Here is a 24,762-nt window from a genome sequence, read left to right on the forward strand (position 1 = left end):
TAAAAACCGGAAGGAAGTGATTAGATGGCTATCCCATCTATTTCAGTATATAAAATGCCAATTGAATCAGAACTACCAAAAAATAAAGTGAATTGGACACCAGATCCGAAACGTGCAGTACTTTTAATTCATGACATGCAAGAATATTTTCTTGATGCATATAGCGATAAAGAATCACCAAAAGTAGAACTTATTTCAAATATTAAAATGATAAGAGAAAAATGTAAGGAACTTGGTATACCAGTTGTTTATACAGCACAACCTGGTGGGCAAACGTTAGAACAACGAGGTTTATTACAAGACTTTTGGGGTGACGGTATTCCTGCTGGACCAGATAAAAAGAAAATTGTTGATGAACTTACTCCTGATGAAGATGATATATTCCTAACAAAATGGAGATATAGTGCATTTAAAAAGACAAATCTATTAGAAATTTTAAATGAACAAGGAAGAGATCAACTCATTATTTGCGGTATTTATGCGCATATTGGCTGTCTTTTAACAGCTTGTGAAGCATTTATGGATGGTATAGAGCCGTTCTTTGTAGCAGATGCAGTTGCTGATTTTTCACTAGAGCATCATAAACAAGCATTGGAGTATGCATCTAATAGATGTGCAGTAACGACATCAACAAACCTACTGTTAAAAGATTTACAAAGTGTAAAAGGTGATGAGAGTGAAGGAATCACTATACAGGAAGTGCATGAACTAGTTGCACAACTACTTCGTGAGCCAGTAGAGAGTATTGATATTGATGAAGACTTATTAAATAGAGGGCTTGATTCGGTCAGAATTATGAGTTTAGTAGAGAAATGGCGTCGTGAAGGGAAAGAAATCACTTTTGCAGATTTAGCAGAACGTCCAACTGTTACAGGTTGGTACAGTTTACTATCTTCACAAACAGCACAGGTGCTGTAACAAATAGACTACATAATAAAGGGGTAGTAAAGAATGCCTAACAGTCAAAAGATTCGTCATTCGTTATCATCTGCGCAGTCTGGTATGTGGTTTGCGCAACAATTAGATCCGCTTAATCCGATATATAATACTGGGGAATATGTAGAAATAAATGGAAATATTCATCAAGACATTTTTGAATTAGCTGTACGTAAAGTTGTAATGGAAGCAGAGGCACTTCACGTTCGCTTCGAAGAGGATGAAATTGGCCCATGGCAAGTTGTTGAAGAATCACAGTTTCATATGCATTTTATTGACGTTCGTAAAGAAGAAAACCCTGAAGAAGCTGCTAAAGTATGGATGAAAAATGATTTATCTATACCAGTCAATTTGAAAAAAGATATATTATTTACTGAAGCACTTATTCAAGTTGAAAATAATCGTTTCTTTTGGTATCAGCGCATCCATCACATTGTGATGGATGGCTATGGATTTTCACTTCTTAGCCAAAAGGTAGCGAATGAGTATACATCACTTATAGAAGAAACAAACAAGAGTCAAAAGCCATTTGGTTCTCTTGCAAAAGTCGTGCAAGAAGATATTGAGTATCGTGAGTCTAAACAATTTCAGGAAAATCGTACTTTTTGGTTAGAAAAGTTTGCGGATGCCCCAGAAGTTGTAAGTTTGGCAGAACGAGCACCGAGAACATCAAATGGATTTTCACGAGAAACAGCTTATTTATCTAGTTCTAGCACGAAAACTTTACTAGAAGATATCAATATTTCGTTAACAAGTTGGCCGGAATTCATTGTCGCTGTAACAAGTATTTATATGCATAAATTAACAGGTGAAAATGATATTGTTTTAGGTTTACCGATGATGGGACGTCTAGGTTCTGTATCTATTCATACACCAAGTATGGTAATGAATTTAGTTCCACTTCGTATTACAGTAACTCCAAATATAACTCTTGCGGAATTATTGCAGCAAGTTTCTAAAGAAATTCGAGATGTACGTCACCATCATAAATACCGTCATGAGGAATTAAGAAGAGACTTAAAGTTACTAGGTGAAAATCAAAGGTTGTTTGGACCGTTAGTGAATGTTATGCCTTTTGATTACGGGCTTAATTTTGCTGGAAATCGTGGTATTACACATAACTTATCAGCAGGACCTGTAGATGATTTATCGATAAATGTATATAAACGTTTTGATCAAAATGAGCTAATGATTCATTTTGATGCGAATCCCGAAGTATATAATGGCGCAGAGCTAGCATTGCATAAAGAAAGATTTATGAATCTATTTGAATTAGTAATAAATAATTATGAGAAAAACGAGTCGATTGGAAAAATAAACATTACTCTGCCTGAAGAAAATCATAAAGTTTTATTGGAATGGAATGAAACGAAGGAAGATGATGAGTTAATTAGTCTACCTATATCATTTGAAAAACAAGTGCAAAAAAATCCAAATAAACTAGCGATTACTTGTGACGGTGTAAACCTTACGTATAAAGAGCTAAATGAACGAGCGAATGAACTAGCACATTATTTAGTAGAAGAAGGAATACGACCAAATCAGTTTGTAGCTTTAGTATTCCCTAGATCAATAGAAATGGTAGTTAGTATGCTAGCAGTCGTAAAGGCTGGTGCAGCGTATTTACCAATAGATCCAGAATACCCAGCAGAAAGAGTTAATTATATAGTAAATGATGCAAAACCAGTTTGTATCATAACACATTCATCTGTTTCATCTAAGTTAGTTATAGAAAATGATATGAAAAAAATTGTATTAGATGATGAAGAAACGAAAATAGCGTTACATACATATTCTCGTATGAATATAGCATGTAAGAATGATGTATCACTTTTAAACCCAGCCTATACAATATATACTTCAGGCTCAACAGGAAACCCAAAAGGTGTAATTGTTCCTATGAGAGGTTTAAGTAACTTTTTAATGGCTATGCAACAAAAGTTTTCATTAAATGAAAATGATCATTTATTAGCAGTTACAACGTTTGCGTTTGATATTTCTGCTCTAGAAATTTATTTACCTCTTATTAGTGGTGCAAGTTTAACAATTGCGCAAAAAGAAGACATACAAGAGCCATCAGCATTAACGACACTTTTACAAGAAGAAAGAGTGACCATTATGCAGGCTACACCGACGCTTTGGCAGGCGTTAGTAACTGATTATCCAGAAAAGCTACAAGGGCTAAACATACTAGTTGGTGGTGAAGCTCTTCCAGCGCATTTAGCAAATAAATTAAAAGAATTAGGTTGCTCAATAACTAATTTATATGGACCAACTGAAACGACGATTTGGTCTACTTTCATGAACATTGATGAAGGTGAAAAGGGTATACCTCCTATTGGAAAGCCAATTTGCAATACAGAAGTGTATGTATTGGATGCAGGGTTACAACCAGTTCCACCTGGAGTTATTGGGGAATTATATATTGCAGGGGAAGGACTTGCAAGCGGATATTTAGGAAAACCTGAGTTAACAGCTGAACGGTTTGTTGCAAATCCTTATGGAGAATCAGGGAAGCGCATGTACCGTACAGGAGATCTTGTGAAATGGCGTAGTGATGGTGCGTTAGAGTACATTAGTCGCGCAGATCATCAAATTAAAATTCGTGGATTCCGAATTGAATTAGCTGAAATTGAAACGGTATTACAACGACATGAAAATATTCAACAAGCGGTAGTAATGGTACGAGAAGATCGTCCCAATGATAAACGCATCATTGCGTATATCGTTGCAGAAGAAAAGGAACCGATTAATCTTTCAGAAATTCGTTCTTATGTTTCAGAAAGTTTAGCGAATTATATGATACCATCGGCATTTGTTGTGCTAGAAGAATTACCATTAACGCCAAATGGTAAGGTTGACAGAAAGAAATTACCTGCTCCTGATTTTAATGGAATGAACAATGAGAGGGTTGCTAGAAATCCGAAAGAAGAAATATTATGTGATTTATTTGCAGAAGTACTTGGTGTTTCTCGAATTAGCATTGATGATAATTTCTTTGAAATGGGTGGACATTCACTTCTCGCATCTCGTTTAATGGCAAGAATCCGTGAAACGTTAAGTGTGGAATTAGGAATCGGGAAACTATTTGAATCACCAACTGTTGCTGAACTGGCGGAACAATTAAACCATGCAAAAAGTGCAAGACCAGCTATTCAGAAAGCAAGTAGGCCAAATGAAATTCCACTTTCATTTGCACAGCGCAGGTTATGGTTCTTAAATTGTTTAGAAGGTCCAAGTCCTACTTATAATATTCCGCTAGTCATTCGTATGAATGGAATATTGAATCGGGAAGCATTACAAGGTGCTTTTTATGATGTAGTTGAGAAACATGAAACACTTAGAACAATTTTCCCTAACGTATTAGGTAGTTCCTATCAGAAAATTTTAGATATGGAAAACTTAAATCTAGAAATGGTAATAACTAATACATGTAAAGATGAATTAGAAAGTGTACTTTCAGAGGCGGTAAGATATAGTTTTAACCTCGATATTGAGCCGGCAGTTCGTTTGCAACTTTTTACAGTGAGTGAAAACGAACATGTATTATTAATTCTATTGCATCATATTGTAGGTGATGGCTGGTCATTACAGCCGTTAACGAGAGATTTTACAGCGGCGTATAAAGCACGATGTCAAGGTGACAGAGTTCAGCTGGAGACACTACCAGTTCAATACGCAGATTATGCACTTTGGCAACAGCAATTGCTAGGTGATGAAACGACACCAGAGAGTCTTATTTCAACACAATTAGATTTTTGGAAAGAAGAACTTAAAGGTTTACCAGACCAAATGGAGTTACCTACAGATTTCCAGCGTCCAATTGAGACGAGTTACCGCGGGGAAACAATTCATTTTCATATAGATGAAGGTATGCATAGTAGGTTAGTAGAGCTTGCACGTAAAAATGGAGTTAGTTTGTTTATGGTATTGCAAGCAGGGCTTAGTGCACTATTTACAAGATTAGGTGCAGGAACTGATATACCAATTGGAAGTCCGATTGCTGGAAGAAATGATGATGTACTTTCAGATATTGTTGGTTTATTTGTAAATACATTAGTGTTACGTACAAATACTTCAGAAGATCCAAGTTTTAAAGAATTATTAAATAGAGTGAAGCAGGTAAATCTTGCAGCTTATGAAAATCAAGATGTTCCATTTGAAAGGCTTGTTGAAGTGTTAAATCCAGTACGTACTCGAAACAGCCACCCGTTGTTTCAAGTTATGTTAGCTTTTCAAAATACACCAGAAGCAACGTTTCATGCACCAGATTTAGAAGCGAGCCTTGAAATTCAAAGCGTTGGTTCTGCAAAATTTGATTTAACATTTGAAATTAGTGAGAGTAACGGGGTTGATGGTACTCCGAACGGTTTACATGGATTACTAGAGTTTAGTACCGATTTATATAAACGTGAAACGGTTCAAAAACTAATAGAACGATTCATTTTGTTATTAGATGATGCAGCTACAAATCCGGATCAATCAATTGGCAGATTAGAAATATTAACTGTAGCAGAGAAAAATACAGTGTTAGAAAAGTGGAATGGTGGTTTTCAAATTGCACCAGAAATGACATTGCCACAATTGTTTGAAAAGCAGGCTCATATAAATCCAAATTCTATAGCTGTTGTCTTTGAAGATAAGAAATTAACTTATGAAGAGTTAAATAGAAAAGCAAATAAAATAGCTCGATTCCTAATAGCAAAAGGGGTTGGTCCTGATCAACTCGTTGCTTTAGCGATGCCAAGATCATTAAACATGCTTGTAAGCTTATTAGCTGTTCTTAAAGCTGGTGCTGGATACCTTCCGTTAGATCCAGATTACCCAGCAGACCGCATTTCATTTATGCTACACGATGCGAAACCATCATGTGTTTTAACGAATTCAGAAGTGGAAATTGAATGTGATGAGGCACTAAAAGTTTTAGTTGATGATGTGAAAGTAATAGCAGAAGTTGAGAAATATAGTGAAGAAAATATTGATGAAGTGGAACGAATTAAGCCATTATCTCCATCACATATTGCTTACGTTATTTATACGTCAGGCTCAACGGGTAGACCGAAAGGTGTTATGATACCTCATCAAAATGTAGTAAGACTTTTAGGAGCAACTGATCATTGGTTCCAGTTTGACGGAAACGATGTTTGGACGATGTTCCATTCATACGCTTTTGATTTCTCGGTTTGGGAAATTTGGGGACCTTTATTATACGGAGGGCGTTTAGTTGTAGTGCCACATACTGTAAGTCGCTCACCGAAAGAATTTTTACAGCTTCTTGTTAAAGAAAAGGTTACGGTTTTAAACCAAACTCCATCAGCGTTCTATCAATTGATGCAAGCAGATCGTGAAAATGAAGGGATTGGCCAAAAATTATCTTTACGATATGTTGTTTTTGGAGGAGAAGCACTTGAGCTAAGTCGCTTAGAAGATTGGTATAGTCGACATCCTCATAACGCACCAAAGCTTATTAATATGTACGGTATTACGGAGACGACAGTGCATGTTAGTTATATTGAATTAGATGAAACTATCGTCTCTTTACGAGCAAATAGTTTAATTGGGTGCAGTATACCTGACCTTAAAGTATATGTGTTAGACAACTATTTACAACCAGTGCCACCTGGAGTAGTTGGAGAAATGTATGTTGCAGGTGCAGGGCTTGCGCGTGGATATTTAGGAAGAGCAGGATTAACGGCTGAACGCTTTATCGCAGATCCATTTGGAAAGCCAGGTACAAGAATGTATCGTACAGGAGACTTAGCTCGCTGGCGTAAAGATGGGACGCTAGATTATATAGGACGTGCAGATCATCAAATAAAAATTCGTGGATTCCGAATTGAATTAGGAGAAATAGAAGCAGTCATAATGAAGCACCCTAAAGTTGAGCAAGTAGCCGTTATTGTACGGGAAGATCAGCCAGGGGATAAACGGTTAGTTTCTTATATCGTTGCATCAAATAATGAAGCGATTGATACGAATGAAATGCGTCAGTTTGCTAGTGGTAGTTTACCAGATTATATGGTTCCATACGCTTTTGTAGTAGTAAATGAGTTACCTTTAACTCCAAACGGTAAGTTAGATAGAAAGGCATTGCCAGCTCCAGAATTTATCGCATCATCTTCTAGTCGTGGTCCAAGAACACCGCAAGAAGAAATGTTATGTGACTTGTTTACAGAAGTGCTAAGTGTACCTCAAATTGGAATTGATGACGGATTCTTTGATCTTGGTGGCCATTCACTCCTTGCAGTGCAGCTTATGAGCCGCATTAAAGAGGCGCTTGGAGTGGAACTAAACATTGGTACTTTATTTGCAGCACCGACTGTTGCAGGGTTAGCTGAAAGACTTGAGATGGGGAATGGTCAAAGTGCACTTGATGTGTTGCTTCCATTACGAGCAAGCGGGGATCAATTACCACTATTTTGTGTACATCCAGCAGGTGGATTAAGTTGGTGCTATGCAGGACTTATGAAATCTTTAGGAACAGATTATCCAATCTATGGTGTACAAGCACGTGGTATCGCTAAAAATGAAGAACTTCCAAAAAGTTTAGAGGAGATGGCGGCGGATTACTTGAAACACGTTCGTGAAGTACAGCCTCATGGACCATATCGTTTATTAGGTTGGTCGCTTGGAGGAAATGTTGTGCATGCAATGGCGGCGCAACTACAAAATGAAGGGGAAGAAGTAGAATTACTCGTTATGCTTGATTCTTATCCTGGACACTTCTTACCGAATACGGAAGCGCCTACTGAAGAGGAAGCGTTAATCGCATTACTCGCTTTAGGCGGATATGACCCAGATAACATGGATGGTAAACCACTTACAATGGAAAGCGCAGTTGAAATCCTTCGTAAAGATGGAAGTGCATTAGCAAGTCTTGAAGAAGAGACTATATTGAACTTGAAAGAAACATATGTAAATTCAGTAGGGTTGTTAGGGAAATATGTACCGAAAGTTTATAACGGAGACATCTTATTCTTTAGATCTACTGTTATACCAGACTGGTTTGATCCTATTTCTCCAAATACGTGGCTAAATTATTTAGATGGGCAAATTGTGCAGCATGATATTGACTGTAGACATAAAGATTTATGTCAGCCAGGTCCACTTACGGAAATTGGACAAGTATTAGCGAAATATTTGCAGAATAAGAAAGGGGTAAGTAGAGTATGACGAATCCATTTGAAAATGATAATTACACATATAAAGTATTAATAAATGAGGAGGGCCAGTATTCTCTCTGGCCTGCTTTTCTCGATGTACCTATTGGCTGGAGTGTCGTATATGAAGAAGCTAGTAGGCAGAGTTGCTTAGAATATGTTGAATATAACTGGAAAGATTTGAATCCAAAAAGTAATCAAGTTCGTGAAAAAACATTAGCAGGAAAACGATAATGAAAGCAAAACTAAATCCAAAAGTAGTCGTAAGTATCGTTTATATAACTGCGATGTTTATGGCTGCGATGGATGCAACGATTGTAAATGTAGCACTACAAACAATAAGTAAAGAACTGCAAGTACCTCCATCTGCAATGGGGACGGTTAATGTTGGGTATTTAGTTAGTTTAGCTGTTTTCCTTCCGATTTCTGGTTGGTTAGGAGATCGATTTGGTACGAAAAGAGTATTTTTAATTGCTCTTTTCGTATTTACAATTGCCTCTGCTTTATGCGGAATGGCTAACGATATTACTTCATTGAATATTTTCCGTATTATTCAAGGTGCTGGTGGAGGGCTTTTAACACCGGTCGGAATGGCGATGTTATTTCGAACATTTTCACCAGAGGAAAGACCGAAGATTTCTCGGTTCATTGTACTTCCAATTGCTGTAGCACCAGCAATTGGTCCTATCATCGGTGGTTTCTTTGTAGATCAAATGTCTTGGCGTTGGGCATTTTATATTAATCTACCGTTTGGAATTGTTGCATTGCTCTTTGGACTTCTATTTTTAGCAGAGCATGTTGAAAAATCAGCTGGTCGCTTTGATTCTCTCGGCTTTATTTTATCAGCACCAGGATTTGCGATGCTCATATATGCACTCAGCCAGGGATCATCAAAAGGGTGGATTTCTCCAGAAATTATGAGTACTGGGATAGCTGGGGTTGTATTCATTACATTGTTTATAATCGTAGAACTGAAAGTAAAGCAACCAATGTTAGATTTACGCTTATTAAAAGAACCAGTCTTTAGAAAGATGAGCCTTATATCATTATTTTCATCAGCTGGTTTACTAGGAATGTTATTTGTTTTTCCACTTATGTATCAAAATGTGATAGGAGTTTCCGCGCTAGAATCAGGACTTACGACATTTCCAGAGGCGATTGGATTAATGATTTCTTCACAAATTGTGCCATGGTCATATAAGAAATTAGGAGCTCGAAAGGTAATTTCTATAGGATTAATTTGTACGGCGATTATCTTTGTTTTATTAAGTTTTGTAAATCACGATACGAATCCGTGGCAAATTCGGGCATTATTGTTTGGTATCGGTATTTTCTTAGGTCAATCTGTCGGTGCGGTTCAATTTTCTGCCTTTAACAATATCACGCCGCCTTCCATGGGGAGAGCGACTACTATATTCAATGTGCAAAATCGATTAGGTTCAGCGATAGGAGTAGCTGTTTTAGCTAGTATACTAGCTGGTTTTGGAAGTAATAACGTTCAATCCGATTTTTTACCATATCAAGCAGCATTAATTGGATCAGCAATATTTTTGCTCATAGCACTACTATTTTCTTTACGTATTTCCGATAAAGAGGTAATGTCAAATAAGAAAGAAAAAACATTATCTGTATCAAAAAAAGAGAAAGCACTCGTCAATGAATAACAATATACGTATGCTTTTTTATGAAAATTGATATTCGTTGAATAAAGGAGAGTTTACATGATAGAAAGTAAAGTTGCAGATTCTGTTCCAACTTTGAATGAGAATGATTGTCAAATATGGTGGGCAAGAATTTCAGATTTACAATCATGGCATTACAATTTACTAAATGATATAGAGCGAGAGAAAGCAAATTCGTATCATCATTCGGCAGATCGAGCTCGTTTTATAATAGGTTGCGTAATTAGTAGATTAGTTCTCGGCAAGATACTTTCTATGTCACCAGTCCAAGTACCAATTGATCGAATGTGCTCCGTATGTAAATTGCAACATGGTAGACCACAATTACCAGAAGGTATGCCGCAATTATCTGTTTCGCATTCAGGTGAGTGGGTTGTCGTTGCATTTACAAAATCTGCACCTGTTGGCATAGATGTAGAACAAATGAATCCAAATGTAGATGTTGTGAAAATGGCAGAAGGTGTATTAACAGACATTGAAATAGCGCAAGTTATGAAACTACCAAATGAACAGAAAATAGAAGGTTTTTTAACATATTGGACTCGAAAAGAAGCGGTGCTGAAAGCGACAGGCGAAGGACTATTGATTCCACCAGTACATATTACAGTATCAGCTCCAAATAATCCTCCAAAATTGTTAGTTTTTAAGGATAAGCAAGAGTTGGCAGATAATACAATGATGGAAGATGTAAGACCTAGTTTAGATTATATGGCTTCTGTTGCAGTATTCAGTAAGGAAGTGACTGAAATTACGCAATTAGACGCGGTAGCACTTTTAAATCTTAAATAAAAAAATTATAGAAGAGGTGTTCCTCATGTTAGTGGCGGAAAATAGAAAGAATGAATTCACTTATAACATACAAGCAATTAAAAATATTTTATTTTCTGGAGATACATCATCCATTCATGCTTTAGAAAAGCTTTTAAATGATACAGTTCAGTTTGATGTTCTTGAACAAGAGGCACTTGGTAGACAGTACATTCCGAAAGAAGCAAAGAATTTCTTTGATAAAGATGGAACATTTCTTTACCGTGTATCTAATGTTAGTTATAAAGGCAAGGTGTTATCTGAAAATCTAATTTTTGCAGACACTTCGTTTTTACCAGACGCAATAAAGAGTGAATTAGAGAGTGGAAATATTCCTGTTGAAAAGCTTATAGAAAAGATGGAAGTAAGAAGAAACGTATTATATGAAGGATATCAGCCATCTGGAAATATTATCGAATTGTTTGATGGATGTTCTGTTACAGCGAATGTGTATCCAACTAGAAAGTATCAAATTGTAAGTAACTGCAAATGTGTATTTTATATTTGTGAAGTGTATCATGCAGAGAATATAGAGCAATTGCTTAAATAAAAACAAGAAACCAGCCTATAAAATGGCTGGTTTCTTGTTTATTTAACAGCTTCTTTTAATTCTTTACCTGCTTTAAATGCAGGAACTTTACCAGCTGCGATTTGAATTTCTTCGCCAGTTTGCGGATTACGTCCTGTACGAGCAGATCTTTCGCGCACTTCAAAAGTTCCAAATCCGATTAATTGAACTTTATCGCCAGATTGTAATGCATTAGCAATTGTGTCAAATACGGATTGTACAGCTGCAGAAGCGTCCTTTTGAGAAATATCAGCTGATTGTGCTACGTTTTTAATTAATTCTGTTTTGTTCATGTTTTCACCTCATAAAAAAATTTTTGGAATGAATGTTTTAGTATAATAGATAGTAAAGATAAAGCTATCACTATGATTAGAAATAATACTATATAATTATGTTAATTTCGTTGCAAGAGACTGAATCCCTTCTATTATTTGGGGATTAATTAAGAATCGATGCATATAAAAAGCTTTAGTATGAGGATGAGGGGGAGTATACGAATGATTTTTCGTGAAAAAAATGAGAAGGAAAGTATATTAATTCGTCAACATGATCATGGTTTTTTAGCTGGAGAGATTGCAAAGCATATAAAAGAAGACTTCTTTGAAGGTAAAACATATTTAAAAGAAACAGTTGATGCAATATATGAGCATGACAGAGGATGGATAGAGCTAGATAAAGTACCAATTTTAAATGATGCTAAAAATATTCCATATACATTTATGGATTGTCCAAGCCCATTACGTTTTGTTTTTTATACGATTGGCTTGAATGAAATTGAAAATTCTAATCCATACGGGGCATTGCTTTGCAGTAAACATTTTTTATCATTTCCACTAAACGAGGAAGATGAAGAGATGATGTCATTTTATAAACATGAATTAGAACGACAAAAAAGAATTTTGAAAACGTTAACAAAGGAACAGTTTGCGATGTTTGATAAACATTATAGATTATTAAAGTTTTGTGATGAACTTTCTTTATACGTATGTATGAATAAGCCTGGTGTAAAAAAGAAAGATGAAATTGATTTATTTAAAGATGGTTTTGAAGGAACAGAAATGTTTAATAGTAAGGATGAGAAACTTATTCAAGCTGAATGGGTGGACGAGGAAACAATTCGGATTACACCATTTCCATTTCAAACGGAATTTCATACGTATGTAAAATATAAAACGATAAATAAACATGAAACGAAAGAAAAAGGGATTGCAAAGGTTGATAGAGAATCGGAAACGAAGAAACAAATTATTCGTTTCATACAATAGGGAGGTAATATAAATTGAAAGATTATATATTAAAACAGTTTGATTACCATGCTTGGGCTAATACTAGATTATTCAATCGATTAAAAGAGTTACCAAACTATGAGACAATTTTTAATGAGCAGATACAGAGTGTATTCCCATCCATTAAGGATACTTTTGTGCATATTTATATTACAGATCAAGTGTGGTTACACATATTGCATGGTAAAAGTATGAATGAAGCAATACAAGACCGAGAAAATTTACGAAAACAAATTGAAACTAAATCGTTACATGAATTAGAAAAAATGTTTGAAAACATGGCAAATCAATATAAAGACTTTTTAATTACAATACAAGACGTGAATGCTGTATTTGTTATTGAGAACCCATATGCAGAGGCATTAGAAACTTCAATTTTAGAGTTAGTACAACATGTCGTAAATCATGGTACATATCATAGAGGAAATATAACAGCGATGATCCGTCAACTTGGTCATTCGTCGACAATGATGGATTTTGTACTGTATTTACATATGGTTAAAAAGCAGGGAGAGTAATATAGTTTGTAAGAAGGAGAGGCTTTAATTATAGAAGTCTCTCCTTCTATTTTATTCCACATTCATGGTAGATCGACTGATTAAAGTTTTCTTAAGAAGCTTTATTTTCTTGTAATTGCTTAGCGTATTGTACAGCCTTAAGTGCATTGACTCTACCATTTTTCCAGTACGTACCTGTACCACTAATTTTATCAGAAGTTGACTCAATAATTTGGCGGATTTGTGTATTGCTATATCCTTGATTTGCTAAAAGGGCAGCGACTCCTGCAACATGAGGTGTTGCCATAGATGTACCACTTAATGATTGATACGTGCTTCCTTTATATGTGGAATATATATTTGAACCTGGTGCTGCAACATCTACCCAGCTACCATAAGTAGAAAATGAAGATTTCTTATCTGCTTGATCTGTAGAAGCAACTGCAATCACTTCGCTGTAATAAGCAGGGTAATTAGCTTTTGTATTTCCAGCATTTCCAGCAGCTGCAACTATAACAGAGCCTTTATTCCATGCATATTGAACGGCTTGTTGTAATGCAGTACCACCATTTGGAGCTCCTAAACTTAAACTAATTACTTTTGCACCTGAATCAGCAGCTTCTCGAATACCTTGCGCTACAGCATCAAGAGTACCACTTCCTTGATTATCTAATACGCGGACAGCATAAATTGAAGTTTGTGGGGCAACACCAGCAATTCCGACACTGTTATTCGTAAGTGCTCCAGTAATTCCAGCGCAATGTGTACCATGACCATTACCATCATCAGATGTATTGTCATTATCAACATAATCATGCCCGTAAATTACTTTTGAAGCCAAATCAGGATGTGAACCTTGAACTCCTGTATCAATAATAGCTACTTTTACACCAGGATCACTTCGTTGGCTATCCCAAGCTTGTGGAGCTTGAATTTTTTGTAATCCGTATTGATTGTTAAAATATGGGTCGTTTGGAGTCCAAAAGGCGTGAACGTAATAATTCGGTTCTGCATATTCTACATCTGGATTATTTTTATAACTCTTTATTTTTTCTTTTACAGTACCTTTTGAAAATTGAACGACTTCAAAACCTAATTTATCATCTTTAGATAAGACATTAGCTCCGACAGATTTATGAAAAGATTGCACATTACTTAAAGATGCATTTTGCTTGAACTTAACGATTAATTGGTTAGGAACGTAATCAGTAGATGATGTTTCAGCGCTTGAAGTATTCGTGTTAAAGAAGAAACCACCAATGATAAATGATAAAACTGATAGGAAAACAATGATTTTGTTTTTCAAAAGATTTTTCCTCCCTTTTCTTGGATGAGTTTTTCAGCGACACTTTAATGTCGCATTCCTTTTCAACTATATAGTTAGACCATACGATTTATGACATTTATGTGAAAAACTTTTGGAGGAATAAAAAGGAGTAAACATTGATATAAATATATTTTTAATGATAGTAATTAAGTAAAAGAGGGGATGAAAAAAGGAATGCTCATCATGTATGAGTCATTCCTTTTTTCATAGATTAACTTGCCTGTTTTTTATTATTTTCTTTCAATTTCTCTGCTTGTAAAAAGCGATTCGTTTCAGCAACAACAATACTACTTAATCCAATTAGACCAATTAAGTTTGGAATGGCCATAAGTCCATTTGCAATATCAGCAAATGTCCATACGATTCCTAGCTTTAAATTAGCACCAATTGCAATCATGACGATAAAGATTGCTTTATAATATTTAACAGCACTTTCTCCGAATAAATAAGCTACACATTTTTCTCCATAATACGACCAGCCTAAAATAGTAGAGTAGGCAAATAAAATAATTGCGATACCGAGAATCATACTACCAGCAGTACCAAATACAGATTGGAATGCAAGTGTTGTAGCTTCAACGCCTGTTTTACCAGATTTCCAAGCACCTGTAGTAATTAATACTAGTCCTGTAATTGTACATACAATAAACGTATCTAGAAAAGTACCAGTCATTGAAACTAAGGCTTGCTTTGCAGGTGAATCAGTTTTTGCAGCCGCCGCAGCAATTGGTGCACTCCCTAAACCAGCTTCGTTCGCAAATACACCACGCGCCATTCCGATTTGAATAGCTGATGCAACTGTTGTCCCAATAAAACCACCAGCAGCTGCTGTACCATTAAATGCACCAGAAAAAATAAGTGAAAATGCTTCTGGAATTTGGTCGTAGTGATAGAAAATAATTATAAGACCAGCAATTATATAAAAGAAAGCTTTAATAGGAACGACATATCCCGTCACTTTCCCGATTTTTTTTACACCGCCTAAAATAACAATTGCGATTAAAAATGCCATTAGTATACCAGTTAAAGCAGGAGGGAAAGAGAAATTAATTCGCATTGCCTCTGCAACTGAATTAGATTGCACCATATTACCAATACCGAAAGAAGCAGTTGTACCGAATATAGCGAATAATACTGCCAGCCATTTCTTACCTAAACCACGTTCTAAATAATACATTGGTCCACCTGAATATTCACCATTTTCATTACTAACACGGTATTTCACTGCAAGTATTGCTTCAGCATACTTTGTTGCCATACCGAACAATGCGGTAATCCACATCCAAAATATTGCACCAGGTCCACCTATAGTAACAGCTGTTGCAACACCAGCGATATTTCCCATACCAATCGTTGCGGCCATAGCTGTCATAAGTGCTTGGAAGTGACTAATATCTCCAGAAGAAGAGGTATCTTCTGATTTTTTAAATGCTAGTTTGTGAGCGTATAATAGTTTACTAAACTGTAAACCTTTTAAACGCACTGTGAGAATGACACCAGTTCCAACGAGTAGCAACAAAGTTGGTAATCCCCACACGTATTGATTCAGTTGTTCTAATACTTTACTTACTGTCTCCATCTTTATTCTCCTTTTTTAGAAAAAATAAAAACCACTTCAAGTAAATGAAATGGTCTCTGGAGAAACAAGGGATAGAAAAATAAACCGATACAATCGGCTTTTTCTTTCGCTTGTCTCTGTCCTTTTACCTGAGAGATTATCCGCTAAAGTAGCGGATTTGCTCCTTCGGTGCTCGTTTTCCTCCGCGCTATATAAAAGCGAGAGGGAGTCTCTCCAGAGATTCGTCCCCATGCAGTTCTACTTGTAACCAAGACCTGAGAGTTTCAAAGTTGGTATAACAACTTTTTGCCCCGTCGGTAGATCAATAGACCTTCTCCTGAATGGTTCATCCGAATTATAAAATTTACAAACACATTGATTGTAAATCAATAAAAACATTATAGACATACAAATTGTGAATTGCAATCATTTTTTATTTTAAAATAGTAAATAGTTTTATTTTTTTGTAAGTCCTAATTTATCTTCAACTTCATTTAAAGTAGATAAAGCGATGACAATATGTTGATCCGCAAGTCCTAAAGCTTGTTTTGTTTTTTCAATAGTTTCATTGGTTGGAGTAGAGTTATTTGCTCCGTCTATAATCAAATTTGCTGCATCTTTCATGAAGTTTGATGCGGATTTAAACTGGGTTGTGAATTGAATTAGTTGTTTTTGTATATCTATATCTGCTATGTTTTCTTCAATTTTAAGTGTGTCTATTTCGTTCATAATTGTTTCATACTGCTTGGAAACAGCATTCATTGTAATTAATAGTTTATTTCGATCTACTGAATCTCCATTCGTGTTAATCTCTTCCCAGGCAGGCAACCAATCTTTTTCGATGATGTTATTATAAGTAGTAGTCAATTCATTAATTTTAGGTTGTAATTTCGTTTTGAAAGTTTTTGTATCCGCTGTTTCTACAGGTGCTTTTTCGTTGTTATTTTTAACATTAGTAACGTAGAAAATTGTACCGAAAATGATGAAAATAGAAATAATAACTGTCCATTTAGTAAAAAATAATTTCTGCAATATGTAACGCCTCCAAAATTTAAAAACTTATAATTATAATATATAACAATAATGTTGTTTGAAGTAGAGAAAATAGGTTAGAAATGATTTAAATTATATCTTTTCTATACATAAATAATTAAAGTTAGTAAAATGATGAAAGTTATATGTGAGAAAAGAGGGTTTTTAGTGAAAATGAATAGAAGAAAACTAGTTTCAAATATTTCAATGGCTATGTTATTAGTTGGTTTAATTGCATTCATATTTATGAATAAAGAATCTAAAATTAAAGGTTTTCCAGTACCAATGTCAGCAATTCATATTAACGATGATAAGGAAGAGGACTATCAATATATAAGTGTAATACCTATTACAAAAGCAAATGGATGGGAGAACTTAGGGGAAAACGGGCATACTGTTAGTTTTAAAAAAGGGGAGCGGAAGGTAACTGTATTACATTATCCAGGAGAAATTACGTATTCTATATTTGAAAAATAATTGATGATAAAAAAGATAGGGAGTAGATGATATTGTAGGATTGTTTACTTCCTATCTTTTTTAGTTTTTAATTCTGAATTGTTTGAATTAAATTTATTATGCGTATAGAATAAAATAGTATTTCTTATGAAAATAAGTGGATAGTTTACCAAGTATAAAAAATAGGATGTTTTATTGAATGATATAGATAATCAGTAAGGTATAATTATGTTATGTAAACTGCAAGTGGAATAAGAAAGCGAAGCAAGAGATTTGAATTTTTATATTCTAGATGTCTTTTTACAAGCTAAGTATTTCGGTAATCAACTTACAGCATTTACGGAGGGGCATCAAACTTCGAGTAAGTAAATGGATCGAATCATAAGGGGGAATTAAAAATGTTACTAAAAACAATCTACTGTAAGGTGGAAGAAGAGAAAAAAGAATTGTTTTCCAGTGCGCAAGAAAAATGGCGTGATATACAGCACCTAGATGGTTTTCATGGACAATTTGGTGGATGGAATGAAGATGAGGCATGTGTATTTACTTTATGGGAAGATAGAAGTGCATATCAATCATTTATGAATGGTGCTCACGATACAATTTATTTAAATAGTAATCAAGAGGATACGTTTCTTTCATGTGAAATTGAATTATTTCAAACGTTGTATGATATAACTGATATGCATTTGAAAGACGTTGTAGTAGAGGGAGCATTCGTAAGAGTTGCTATATGTGATGTAAAGTTGGAAAAGGAAAAGCATTTTTTACATAAGCAAGAAACAATTTGGAATAAAGGAATGGAAAAAGCAAAAGGAATGCTAGGTGGAGTAGTTGGAAAGTCTTTAAAAAATGAAAATCGTTACATAGTGTTAACGTATTGGAAAGATGAAATAGCGCACCAACATTATGTGGAAGAGATTTTCCCAGATTTATATAAATTAGCTAATATTCATGAAGATATAGAAGAGATAAAAGGAAAACAAGCTGTATGTAAGGAAGAATGGCTTGTATATTAAACGATGAAAAAGTGCATAAATGATTGTATAATAACGATATTTTCTTATAAACAAGTAATTAATAGAAGACGTTATATACCCTTTCATGTTAATATATTTAAGTTATAATAGGAGGCTTACCCTTTTGTATTGTACGGTAGAAGCAGTGTGAGCTTGAAATTTTTTTTAGAAAAGGATGTGCCTAATTTGCGTATCAATAAATTTATTAGTGAAGCTGGAAAAGCGTCTCGACGTGGAGCGGATAAACTAATTAATGAGAGAAGAGTAATTATTAACGGTAAGGTTGCAAAAATTGGTGACCAAGTAAATCCAGGTGATGATGTACGAGTAAATGGAGAGCAGCTTCGAATTGCTCGAGATCACGTATATATCGCTTTAAATAAACCAGTAGGTATTACATGTACGAGTGAAAAAGCAGTAAAAGGTAATATTATCGATTTAGTGAATCATCCTTTACGAATTAGTCACATTGGACGTCTTGATAAAGACTCAGACGGTTTAATTTTGTTAACGAATGATGGTGATATCGTTAATGAAATTTTACGTGCTGAAAACAAACATGAGAAAGAATATATCGTTTCAGTAGATAAGCCAATTACTCCTGATTTCTTAGAGAAAATGGCAGCGGGTGTTAAAATTCTAGGTACAAAAACACTTCCTTGTGAGATCACACAGTTATCAAAATATGAGTTCAACATTATTTTAACGCAAGGGCTAAATCGTCAAATTCGCCGTATGTGTGAAGCTTTAGGTTATCAAGTATACACGTTAAAACGTACGAGAATTATGAATATCGAATTGAATAATTTACCAGTTGGACAATGGAGAGATTTATCGAAGAAAGAGAAAAGACGTCTATTTGCAGACTTAAATTACGAACCACAAGATTGGTAAAATTGAGAAGGGAAACCAAAAATCTATTTTTGGTTTCTTTTTTTATTAAAAAAAAATCATTTTTAAACACTTGCAAAAATAAAATGAATAAGATATAGTAAATAACAATTAATGGATGTACTTTTAAAAGCAAAGAAAAGGACACGAGTTATTTTACCCGGTTATACAGAGAAGGAAGGAAAGCTGAGAACTTCCTAACGCAGAAAAATAACTTACCACCTTAGAGCTGCACTAGGGAAATTAAGTATCTAGTGCCGTGTAAGCGACGTTATCGCAAAAGAAGCCATTATGTTTTTTGTGATGGGAATCTGGGTGGAACCACGGATATAAGCATATTCGTCCCTATATTTAGGGATGAATATGCTTTTTTGCATTCAATTTCATAATAAGCGAAGAAAAGGACACGAGTTATTTTACCCGGTTATACAGAGAGGGAAGGAAAGCTGAGAACTTCCTAACGCAGAAAAATAACTTACCACCTTAGAGCTGCACTGGGGAAATTAAGTATCTAGTGCCGTATAAACGACGTTACCGTAAAAGAAGCCATTGTTGTTTACAATGGGAATCTGGGTGGAACCACGGGTAAAAGCACGCTCGTCCCTATTTTAGGGATGAGTGTGCTTTTTATTATGAAATGGAGAGATGAAAAATGAAAGAACAAATGATTGAAATTAAATTTCCAGATGGTAGCGTTAAAGAATTTGTAAATGGAGTTACTTTAGAAGAAATTGCGGGATCCATTAGCAGTAGTTTGAAAAAGAAAGCAGTCGCAGGGAAAGTAAATGATGGGTTATATGATTTACGCCGAAATATTGAAGAAAATGCGGAAGTAGAAATCATTACTATAGATTCAAATGAAGGTGTAGAAATTGCAAGACACTCTGCGGCACATATTTTAGCGCAAGCTGTAAAAAGAATGTATGGTGATATAAATCTTGGGGTGGGGCCTGTTATTGAAAATGGATTTTATTATGATATGGATCTTCCAAGTAGTGTAAACGTAGAAGATTTACGAAAAATCGAAAAAGAAATGAAAAAGATTATAAATGAAAATATAAAGATAGAACGAGTTGAGGTTTCTCGAGAAGAAGCAGCAAAACTGTTTCAAAAAATGAACGATCGCTTGAAATTAGAACTTTTAGAAGCAATTCCTAGTGGGGAAAGTGTAACACTATATAAACAAGGTGAATTTGTAGATTTATGTAGAGGACCACATTTACCATCAACAGGTTATTTGAAAGCATTTCAATTAACTCAAGTTTCTGGTGCATATTGGCGAGGTGATAGTAATAACCAAGTGCTTCAGCGTATATATGGTGTTGCATTCTCTTCCCAAAAAGAATTAGAAGAGTATTTACATTTCGTTGAAGAAGCCGCAAAGAGAAATCATCGTAAGTTAGGTAGTGAGCTGGAGTTATTTATGTTTTCAGAAGAGGCTCCGGGAATGCCATTTTATTTACCGAAAGGACAGATTATCCGAAATGAATTAGAAGCATTTTTAAGAGAAATTCAAAAAGAGTATAAGTATCAAGAAGTACGTACTCCGTTTATGATGAACCAAGAATTATGGGAGAAATCAGGACACTGGGGACATTACAAGGATAACATGTATTTCTCAGAAGTAGACAATAAAAGCTTTGCATTAAAACCGATGAATTGTCCTGGTCATATGCTAATGTTCAAAAATAAATTGCATTCTTATCGTGAATTACCAATTCGTATGTGTGAGTTCGGTCAAGTACACCGACATGAATTTAGCGGGGCATTAAACGGATTATTAAGAGTACGTACTTTCTGCCAAGATGATGCTCATTTATTTGTAACTCCAGAACAAATTGAAGATGAAATAAAATCCGTAATGGCGCAAATTGATTACGTCTATAAAACTTTGGGATTCGAATATGAAGTAGAGCTTTCTACTCGTCCAGAAGATTCAATGGGGGATGATAAATTATGGGAGCAAGCAGAGGCGTCATTAGAAAATGTATTACATTCATTGAATTATAAATACAGACTAAATGAAGGTGACGGTGCATTTTACGGACCGAAAATCGATTTTCATATTAAAGACGCTTTAAATAGAAGTCATCAGTGCGGAACAATCCAGCTAGATTTCCAAATGCCAGAGAAGTTTGATTTAAATTATATAGATGAAAATAATGAAAAGAAAAGACCAGTTGTTATTCATCGGGCAGTTTTAGGGTCATTAGATCGATTCTTAGCAATATTAATTGAGCACTTTGGAGGTGCGTTCCCGGCATGGGTGGCACCAGTTCAAGTGAAAGTAATTCCAGTTTCAAATGCAGTACATGAACAATATGCCAATGAGATTGCACATAAATTAGCACAAGCTGGAGTTCGTGTTGAACAAGATGCACGAGATGAAAAATTAGGATATAAAATAAGAGAAGCACAAATGCAAAAAGTACCGTATGTTCTTGTTATTGGGGATAAGGAAATGGAAAACGGAGCTGTAAATGTACGTAAATATGGAGAAGAGAAGTCAGAAGTTGTTGCGCTAGATGTATTTGTGGCAAGTATTGAAGAAGAAATAAAGAATAGAAAATATTGATTGTAAAGAAAACACACTATTAGAAATTAGTGTGTTTTCTTTTTTATCTTACAAAAATGTAAGGTAAATGTAAGCGAAATCGAGGGAACGAGTTGTAGAAAAATGAGAATATGAAATAGGAAATAGGTTCATGTTAAAGGTGTAACTCTTATTGAATGAATAATTAAAAAATTCTTAAGAATTTACATGACAAAATAATAAGAAATATGTGAGAAATTGATTTTATACAAAAGGGATGGAGTGAAAGAGATGTCAACAAATGTAGTTACTGTAGAAAGTGTAGAAAAAACGTATGGGAAAAGAAATGAGAATCAGTCAAAAGCATTAAGGGGTGTATCGTTAAGTATTAAAGAAGGAGAATTTGTCGGGATCATGGGACCTTCTGGTTCTGGAAAAACGACTTTACTTAATGTGATAAGTACACTTGACCAAGCGACAGGTGGTAGTGTGACGATAGCTAGTACAAATATTACTTCTATGAAGGGCAATGCGTTATCTGATTTTCGCTCTCAAAAATTAGGTTTCATTTTTCAAGATTTTAATCTACTAGAAAACTTATCAATTTATGAAAATATAGCTTTACCACTTTCTTTGCAAGGCGTACCGTCAAGTGAGATTACTGGAAAGGTAAATGACGTTGCAAAAAAATTAGGCATCACTGAAATTTTAACAAAATATCCGACTGCGGTTTCTGGAGGACAAAAGCAAAGAACAGCGGCGGCAAGAGCTTTAGTACATAATCCAGCAATTGTATTAGCAGATGAACCGACAGGAGCGCTTGATAGTAAAAATGCAAAAAGTTTATTAGAAGCGATGCAAGATTTACATGAAAATCATAATGTAAGTATTTTAATGGTTACACACGATGCATTTAGTGCAAGTTATTGTGAGCGTATTTTATTTATTCAAGATGGTCTTCTTTATAAAGAATTAAATCGTCAAGGCACTAGAGAGAATTTCTATCAAGACATTTTAGGTGTGCTCGCTCATATGGGCTCAGCTGCTGAGTCTAAGTAGGGGGCGAAACTATGTTATTTAAATTATCACGTCATAGTATGAAAAAGATGTTAAAAGATTATATGGTTTTACTTATTGGCCTTGTTATTAGTATTAGTATTTTCTACATGTTCCAAACAATGGCGATGAATAGTGAATTTACGAAAGATAATAGTCTAATTAGTAGTATTAGACTCGTCTTTTGGGTAGGTGCAATACTATTATCTTTCATTACTGTATTTTATATTATATATGCCAACTCTTTCTTGCTCACGTTAAGAAGAAAAGAACTCGGTATGTACATGATGCTTGGTGCGAAAAAGAAAAAAGTAGCACAGTTATTATTTATTGAAACATTCGGTATGGGTATTGTTAGTATTATTATCGGTATTTTAGTAGGGATGTTACTTGCAAGTGTAGCAGGGAACCTTTTAATGAATGGAATGGAAATTTCAGCAAAAGGTAGTTACGCATCTGTATACACACCAGCAATTTTAGTTACAGCTATTTTCTTCTTAATACTATTTTTCATTACTGGCGTAATGAACAGTGTCCGATTGTTACGTAAAACTGAACTAGAATTAATTCGTGAAGATGAAACACTAGATGAAGTGAAGAAAAGTAAAACTCGCATTATTATAATGACAGTACTTGGTGTATTACTAGTAAGTACAGGGTACTATTTTATGATCAATGTAAAGATATATGCTGAATTAGGTTTTATTATAGCAACCATCGTTACAACACTTGGAACATATTTTATCTTTAGTTCATTACTCCCATTTTTTGTGATGAAAATTAAGGGGAATAAAAAACGAAATGAAACGGGCTTAAATAGTTTTACATATGCACAGCTACGCTTTCGAGTAAATAGTTTATCGAGAGTATTAGGTACTGTAGCTATGTTAATTGCATTAGGCGCAGGTGCGATGACGGCAGGTATGGCGTTCCAAAAAAATGTAGGTATTATGACAGACTTTTCTCGTGTATATGATGTTGTAATTCATGATTCGAATGATCAAGACAAAGCTGCCTTAAAAGAAATGGAAATTGTTGAAGAAAGCAAGTACAAATATAAAGTAGATGGAGAAGCGGTTTATTATTTACGTAACGACTTAACTGCGAAACCACCACTTGTTTCAGACCATTTTGATACAAAAACGTTAAAAGAGCCTGTTCGTAAACGTGTGACTGAACCTTTAACTGAACCTGTATATTCAGCTTTAGAGGCTCCTGAATTAGCAAAATTCCCTCGTATGCCAAAGGATTGGGAAGACGCAGTTGTAAGAGAGATACAAATTACGCATAATCAATTTAGCGGAAAACCAGTAAGAATTGCAGACGAAGAGCATTATAAAGGAATTCAAGGAACAGAACACACTGTAATATTAGCAAAAGTAGATGATATGAAAAAATATAAACCGTTATTGATCGAAATAGACAAGAGACAAAAAGCACAAATTGAAAAAGCAACAGGTGAAAAGGTAGACTTATTTACGAAAATGACAATTTATCAGTTTATGAACAGCTTCATGAGCGGAACAATGTTTATGGGATTTTTCCTCGGAATTGCCTTTTTAGCAATGATGGCAAGTTCCCTTATGTTCAAAATATTAACAGGTGCTTCTCGCGACGTACGCCGTTATGAAATGTTACGAAAAATTGGTGTGAGACGCAGTATGTTAACGAAAAGTATATATAAAGAAATTTCATATTTATTTATCTTCCCAGCGATCATTGGCATTTCTCACGTTTTAGTAGGGCTTAACTTATTTAGCTTTATATTAGTTGACCCGTTTGTGAAAGTGTGGGTGCCAATAGGAATTTTCTTAGTCATTTATTTCATTTATTACTGGATAACTGTTCAACTTTATAAAGGTATGGTAATGCCGAAAGAAGAGGTAGCTAAATAGTTTATGAAACGAGTCCTTGTGTTGAGAATAAGGGCTCTTTTTTTATGTTTTTTATAAAG

Annotated in this window: 18 protein-coding genes, 1 riboswitch and 2 other annotated features; of the genes, 14 read left to right on the forward strand and 4 right to left on the reverse strand. The window is 34.8% G+C overall.

Going from position 1 to position 24,762, the window contains the following annotated elements:
• The first annotated feature begins 24 nt into the window (after positions 1-24).
• The 6 genes from AC241_RS11585 to AC241_RS11610 are packed head-to-tail and all read left to right on the forward strand — an operon-like array spanning position 25 to position 11,135.
• Positions 25-918: an isochorismatase family protein gene (locus AC241_RS11585; protein ID WP_029442251.1), complete on the forward strand. Its 894-nt coding sequence runs from the start codon at positions 25-27 to the stop codon at positions 916-918.
• Between the two features lie 33 nt (positions 919-951).
• Positions 952-8,109 (forward strand): amino acid adenylation domain-containing protein, encoded by a 7,158-nt coding sequence (locus tag AC241_RS11590; RefSeq protein ID WP_050843466.1) that lies wholly within the window; start codon positions 952-954, stop codon positions 8,107-8,109.
• Positions 8,106-8,330, forward strand: coding sequence for an MbtH family protein (locus tag AC241_RS11595; RefSeq protein WP_000184060.1), 225 nt, complete (start codon positions 8,106-8,108; stop codon positions 8,328-8,330). The genes AC241_RS11590 and AC241_RS11595 overlap by 4 nt, the downstream gene beginning before the upstream one ends.
• Entirely contained in the window at positions 8,330-9,760 is a 1,431-nt protein-coding gene (locus AC241_RS11600) for an MDR family MFS transporter (RefSeq protein WP_050843467.1), read from the forward strand. Before AC241_RS11595 ends, AC241_RS11600 begins: the two co-directional genes overlap by 1 nt.
• Positions 9,761-9,817: 57 nt before the next feature.
• Complete coding sequence (gene sfp, locus AC241_RS11605; RefSeq protein WP_016081714.1) at positions 9,818-10,567, forward strand: 4'-phosphopantetheinyl transferase Sfp; 750 nt, start codon at positions 9,818-9,820, stop codon at positions 10,565-10,567.
• Between the two features lie 25 nt (positions 10,568-10,592).
• The gene (locus AC241_RS11610) at positions 10,593-11,135 is read left to right on the forward strand and encodes a hypothetical protein (RefSeq protein WP_043938675.1); all 543 of its coding nucleotides are present in this window, start codon (positions 10,593-10,595) and stop codon (positions 11,133-11,135) included.
• Between the two features lie 38 nt (positions 11,136-11,173).
• On the opposite strand, the gene AC241_RS11615 is transcribed toward AC241_RS11610, so the two are convergent.
• Positions 11,174-11,446: an HU family DNA-binding protein gene (locus tag AC241_RS11615; protein ID WP_001043905.1), complete on the reverse strand. Its 273-nt coding sequence runs from the start codon at positions 11,444-11,446 to the stop codon at positions 11,174-11,176.
• A 204-nt stretch (positions 11,447-11,650) separates the two neighbouring features.
• On the opposite strand from AC241_RS11615, the gene AC241_RS11620 reads away from it, so the two are divergent.
• Both AC241_RS11620 and AC241_RS11625 read left to right on the forward strand, forming a co-directional pair.
• Complete coding sequence (locus AC241_RS11620; protein ID WP_043938677.1) at positions 11,651-12,418, forward strand: DUF3891 family protein; 768 nt, start codon at positions 11,651-11,653, stop codon at positions 12,416-12,418.
• A gap of 14 nt (positions 12,419-12,432) precedes the next feature.
• Positions 12,433-12,957, forward strand: a complete 525-nt coding sequence (locus AC241_RS11625) for a DinB family protein (protein WP_043938679.1) — start codon at positions 12,433-12,435, stop codon at positions 12,955-12,957.
• A gap of 91 nt (positions 12,958-13,048) precedes the next feature.
• Here the strand turns inward: AC241_RS11625 and AC241_RS11630 are convergent, their stop codons facing one another.
• The 3 genes from AC241_RS11630 to AC241_RS11640 all read right to left on the reverse strand — a co-directional run bounded on the left by AC241_RS11630 (position 13,049) and on the right by AC241_RS11640 (position 16,853).
• Entirely contained in the window at positions 13,049-14,242 is a 1,194-nt protein-coding gene (locus AC241_RS11630) for a S8 family peptidase (protein ID WP_043938680.1), read from the reverse strand.
• Between the two features lie 232 nt (positions 14,243-14,474).
• Positions 14,475-15,842, reverse strand: a complete 1,368-nt coding sequence (locus tag AC241_RS11635) for an alanine/glycine:cation symporter family protein (protein ID WP_050843470.1) — start codon at positions 15,840-15,842, stop codon at positions 14,475-14,477.
• 106 nt (positions 15,843-15,948) lie between these two features.
• A riboswitch (glycine riboswitch) is annotated at positions 15,949-16,069 on the reverse strand.
• A 208-nt stretch (positions 16,070-16,277) separates the two neighbouring features.
• Positions 16,278-16,853 carry a hypothetical protein gene (locus AC241_RS11640; RefSeq protein WP_050843472.1) on the reverse strand — a complete coding sequence of 192 codons (576 nt, stop codon included), beginning with the start codon at positions 16,851-16,853 and terminating at the stop codon, positions 16,278-16,280.
• A 132-nt stretch (positions 16,854-16,985) separates the two neighbouring features.
• Between AC241_RS11640 and AC241_RS11645 the strand changes: the two genes are divergently transcribed.
• The 6 genes from AC241_RS11645 (at position 16,986) to AC241_RS11670 (ending at position 24,703) form a co-directional block, all read left to right on the forward strand.
• Positions 16,986-17,330: a hypothetical protein gene (locus AC241_RS11645; protein ID WP_043315206.1), complete on the forward strand. Its 345-nt coding sequence runs from the start codon at positions 16,986-16,988 to the stop codon at positions 17,328-17,330.
• Between the two features lie 377 nt (positions 17,331-17,707).
• On the forward strand, positions 17,708-18,328 hold the full coding sequence (locus tag AC241_RS11650; protein ID WP_016081706.1) for a YdbC family protein: 621 nt from the start codon (positions 17,708-17,710) through the stop codon (positions 18,326-18,328).
• 186 nt (positions 18,329-18,514) lie between these two features.
• Positions 18,515-19,222: a pseudouridine synthase gene (locus AC241_RS11655; RefSeq protein ID WP_029442257.1), complete on the forward strand. Its 708-nt coding sequence runs from the start codon at positions 18,515-18,517 to the stop codon at positions 19,220-19,222.
• 123 nt (positions 19,223-19,345) lie between these two features.
• Positions 19,346-19,569, forward strand: a binding site (T-box leader).
• 36 nt (positions 19,570-19,605) lie between these two features.
• Positions 19,606-19,827, forward strand: a binding site (T-box leader).
• Positions 19,828-19,871: 44 nt separating this feature from the next.
• On the forward strand, positions 19,872-21,794 hold the full coding sequence (gene thrS / locus AC241_RS11660) for a threonine--tRNA ligase (protein WP_050843474.1): 1,923 nt from the start codon (positions 19,872-19,874) through the stop codon (positions 21,792-21,794).
• Positions 21,795-22,043: 249 nt separating this feature from the next.
• Complete coding sequence (locus tag AC241_RS11665) at positions 22,044-22,811, forward strand: ABC transporter ATP-binding protein (protein ID WP_050843476.1); 768 nt, start codon at positions 22,044-22,046, stop codon at positions 22,809-22,811.
• Positions 22,812-22,822: 11 nt separating this feature from the next.
• Positions 22,823-24,703 (forward strand): FtsX-like permease family protein, encoded by a 1,881-nt coding sequence (locus tag AC241_RS11670; protein WP_050843478.1) that lies wholly within the window; start codon positions 22,823-22,825, stop codon positions 24,701-24,703.
• Positions 24,704-24,762 lie beyond the last annotated feature (59 nt).

Source organism: Bacillus thuringiensis, from assembly GCF_001182785.1.
GTDB classification, from domain to species: Bacteria; Bacillota; Bacilli; order Bacillales; family Bacillaceae_G; genus Bacillus_A; species Bacillus_A thuringiensis_S.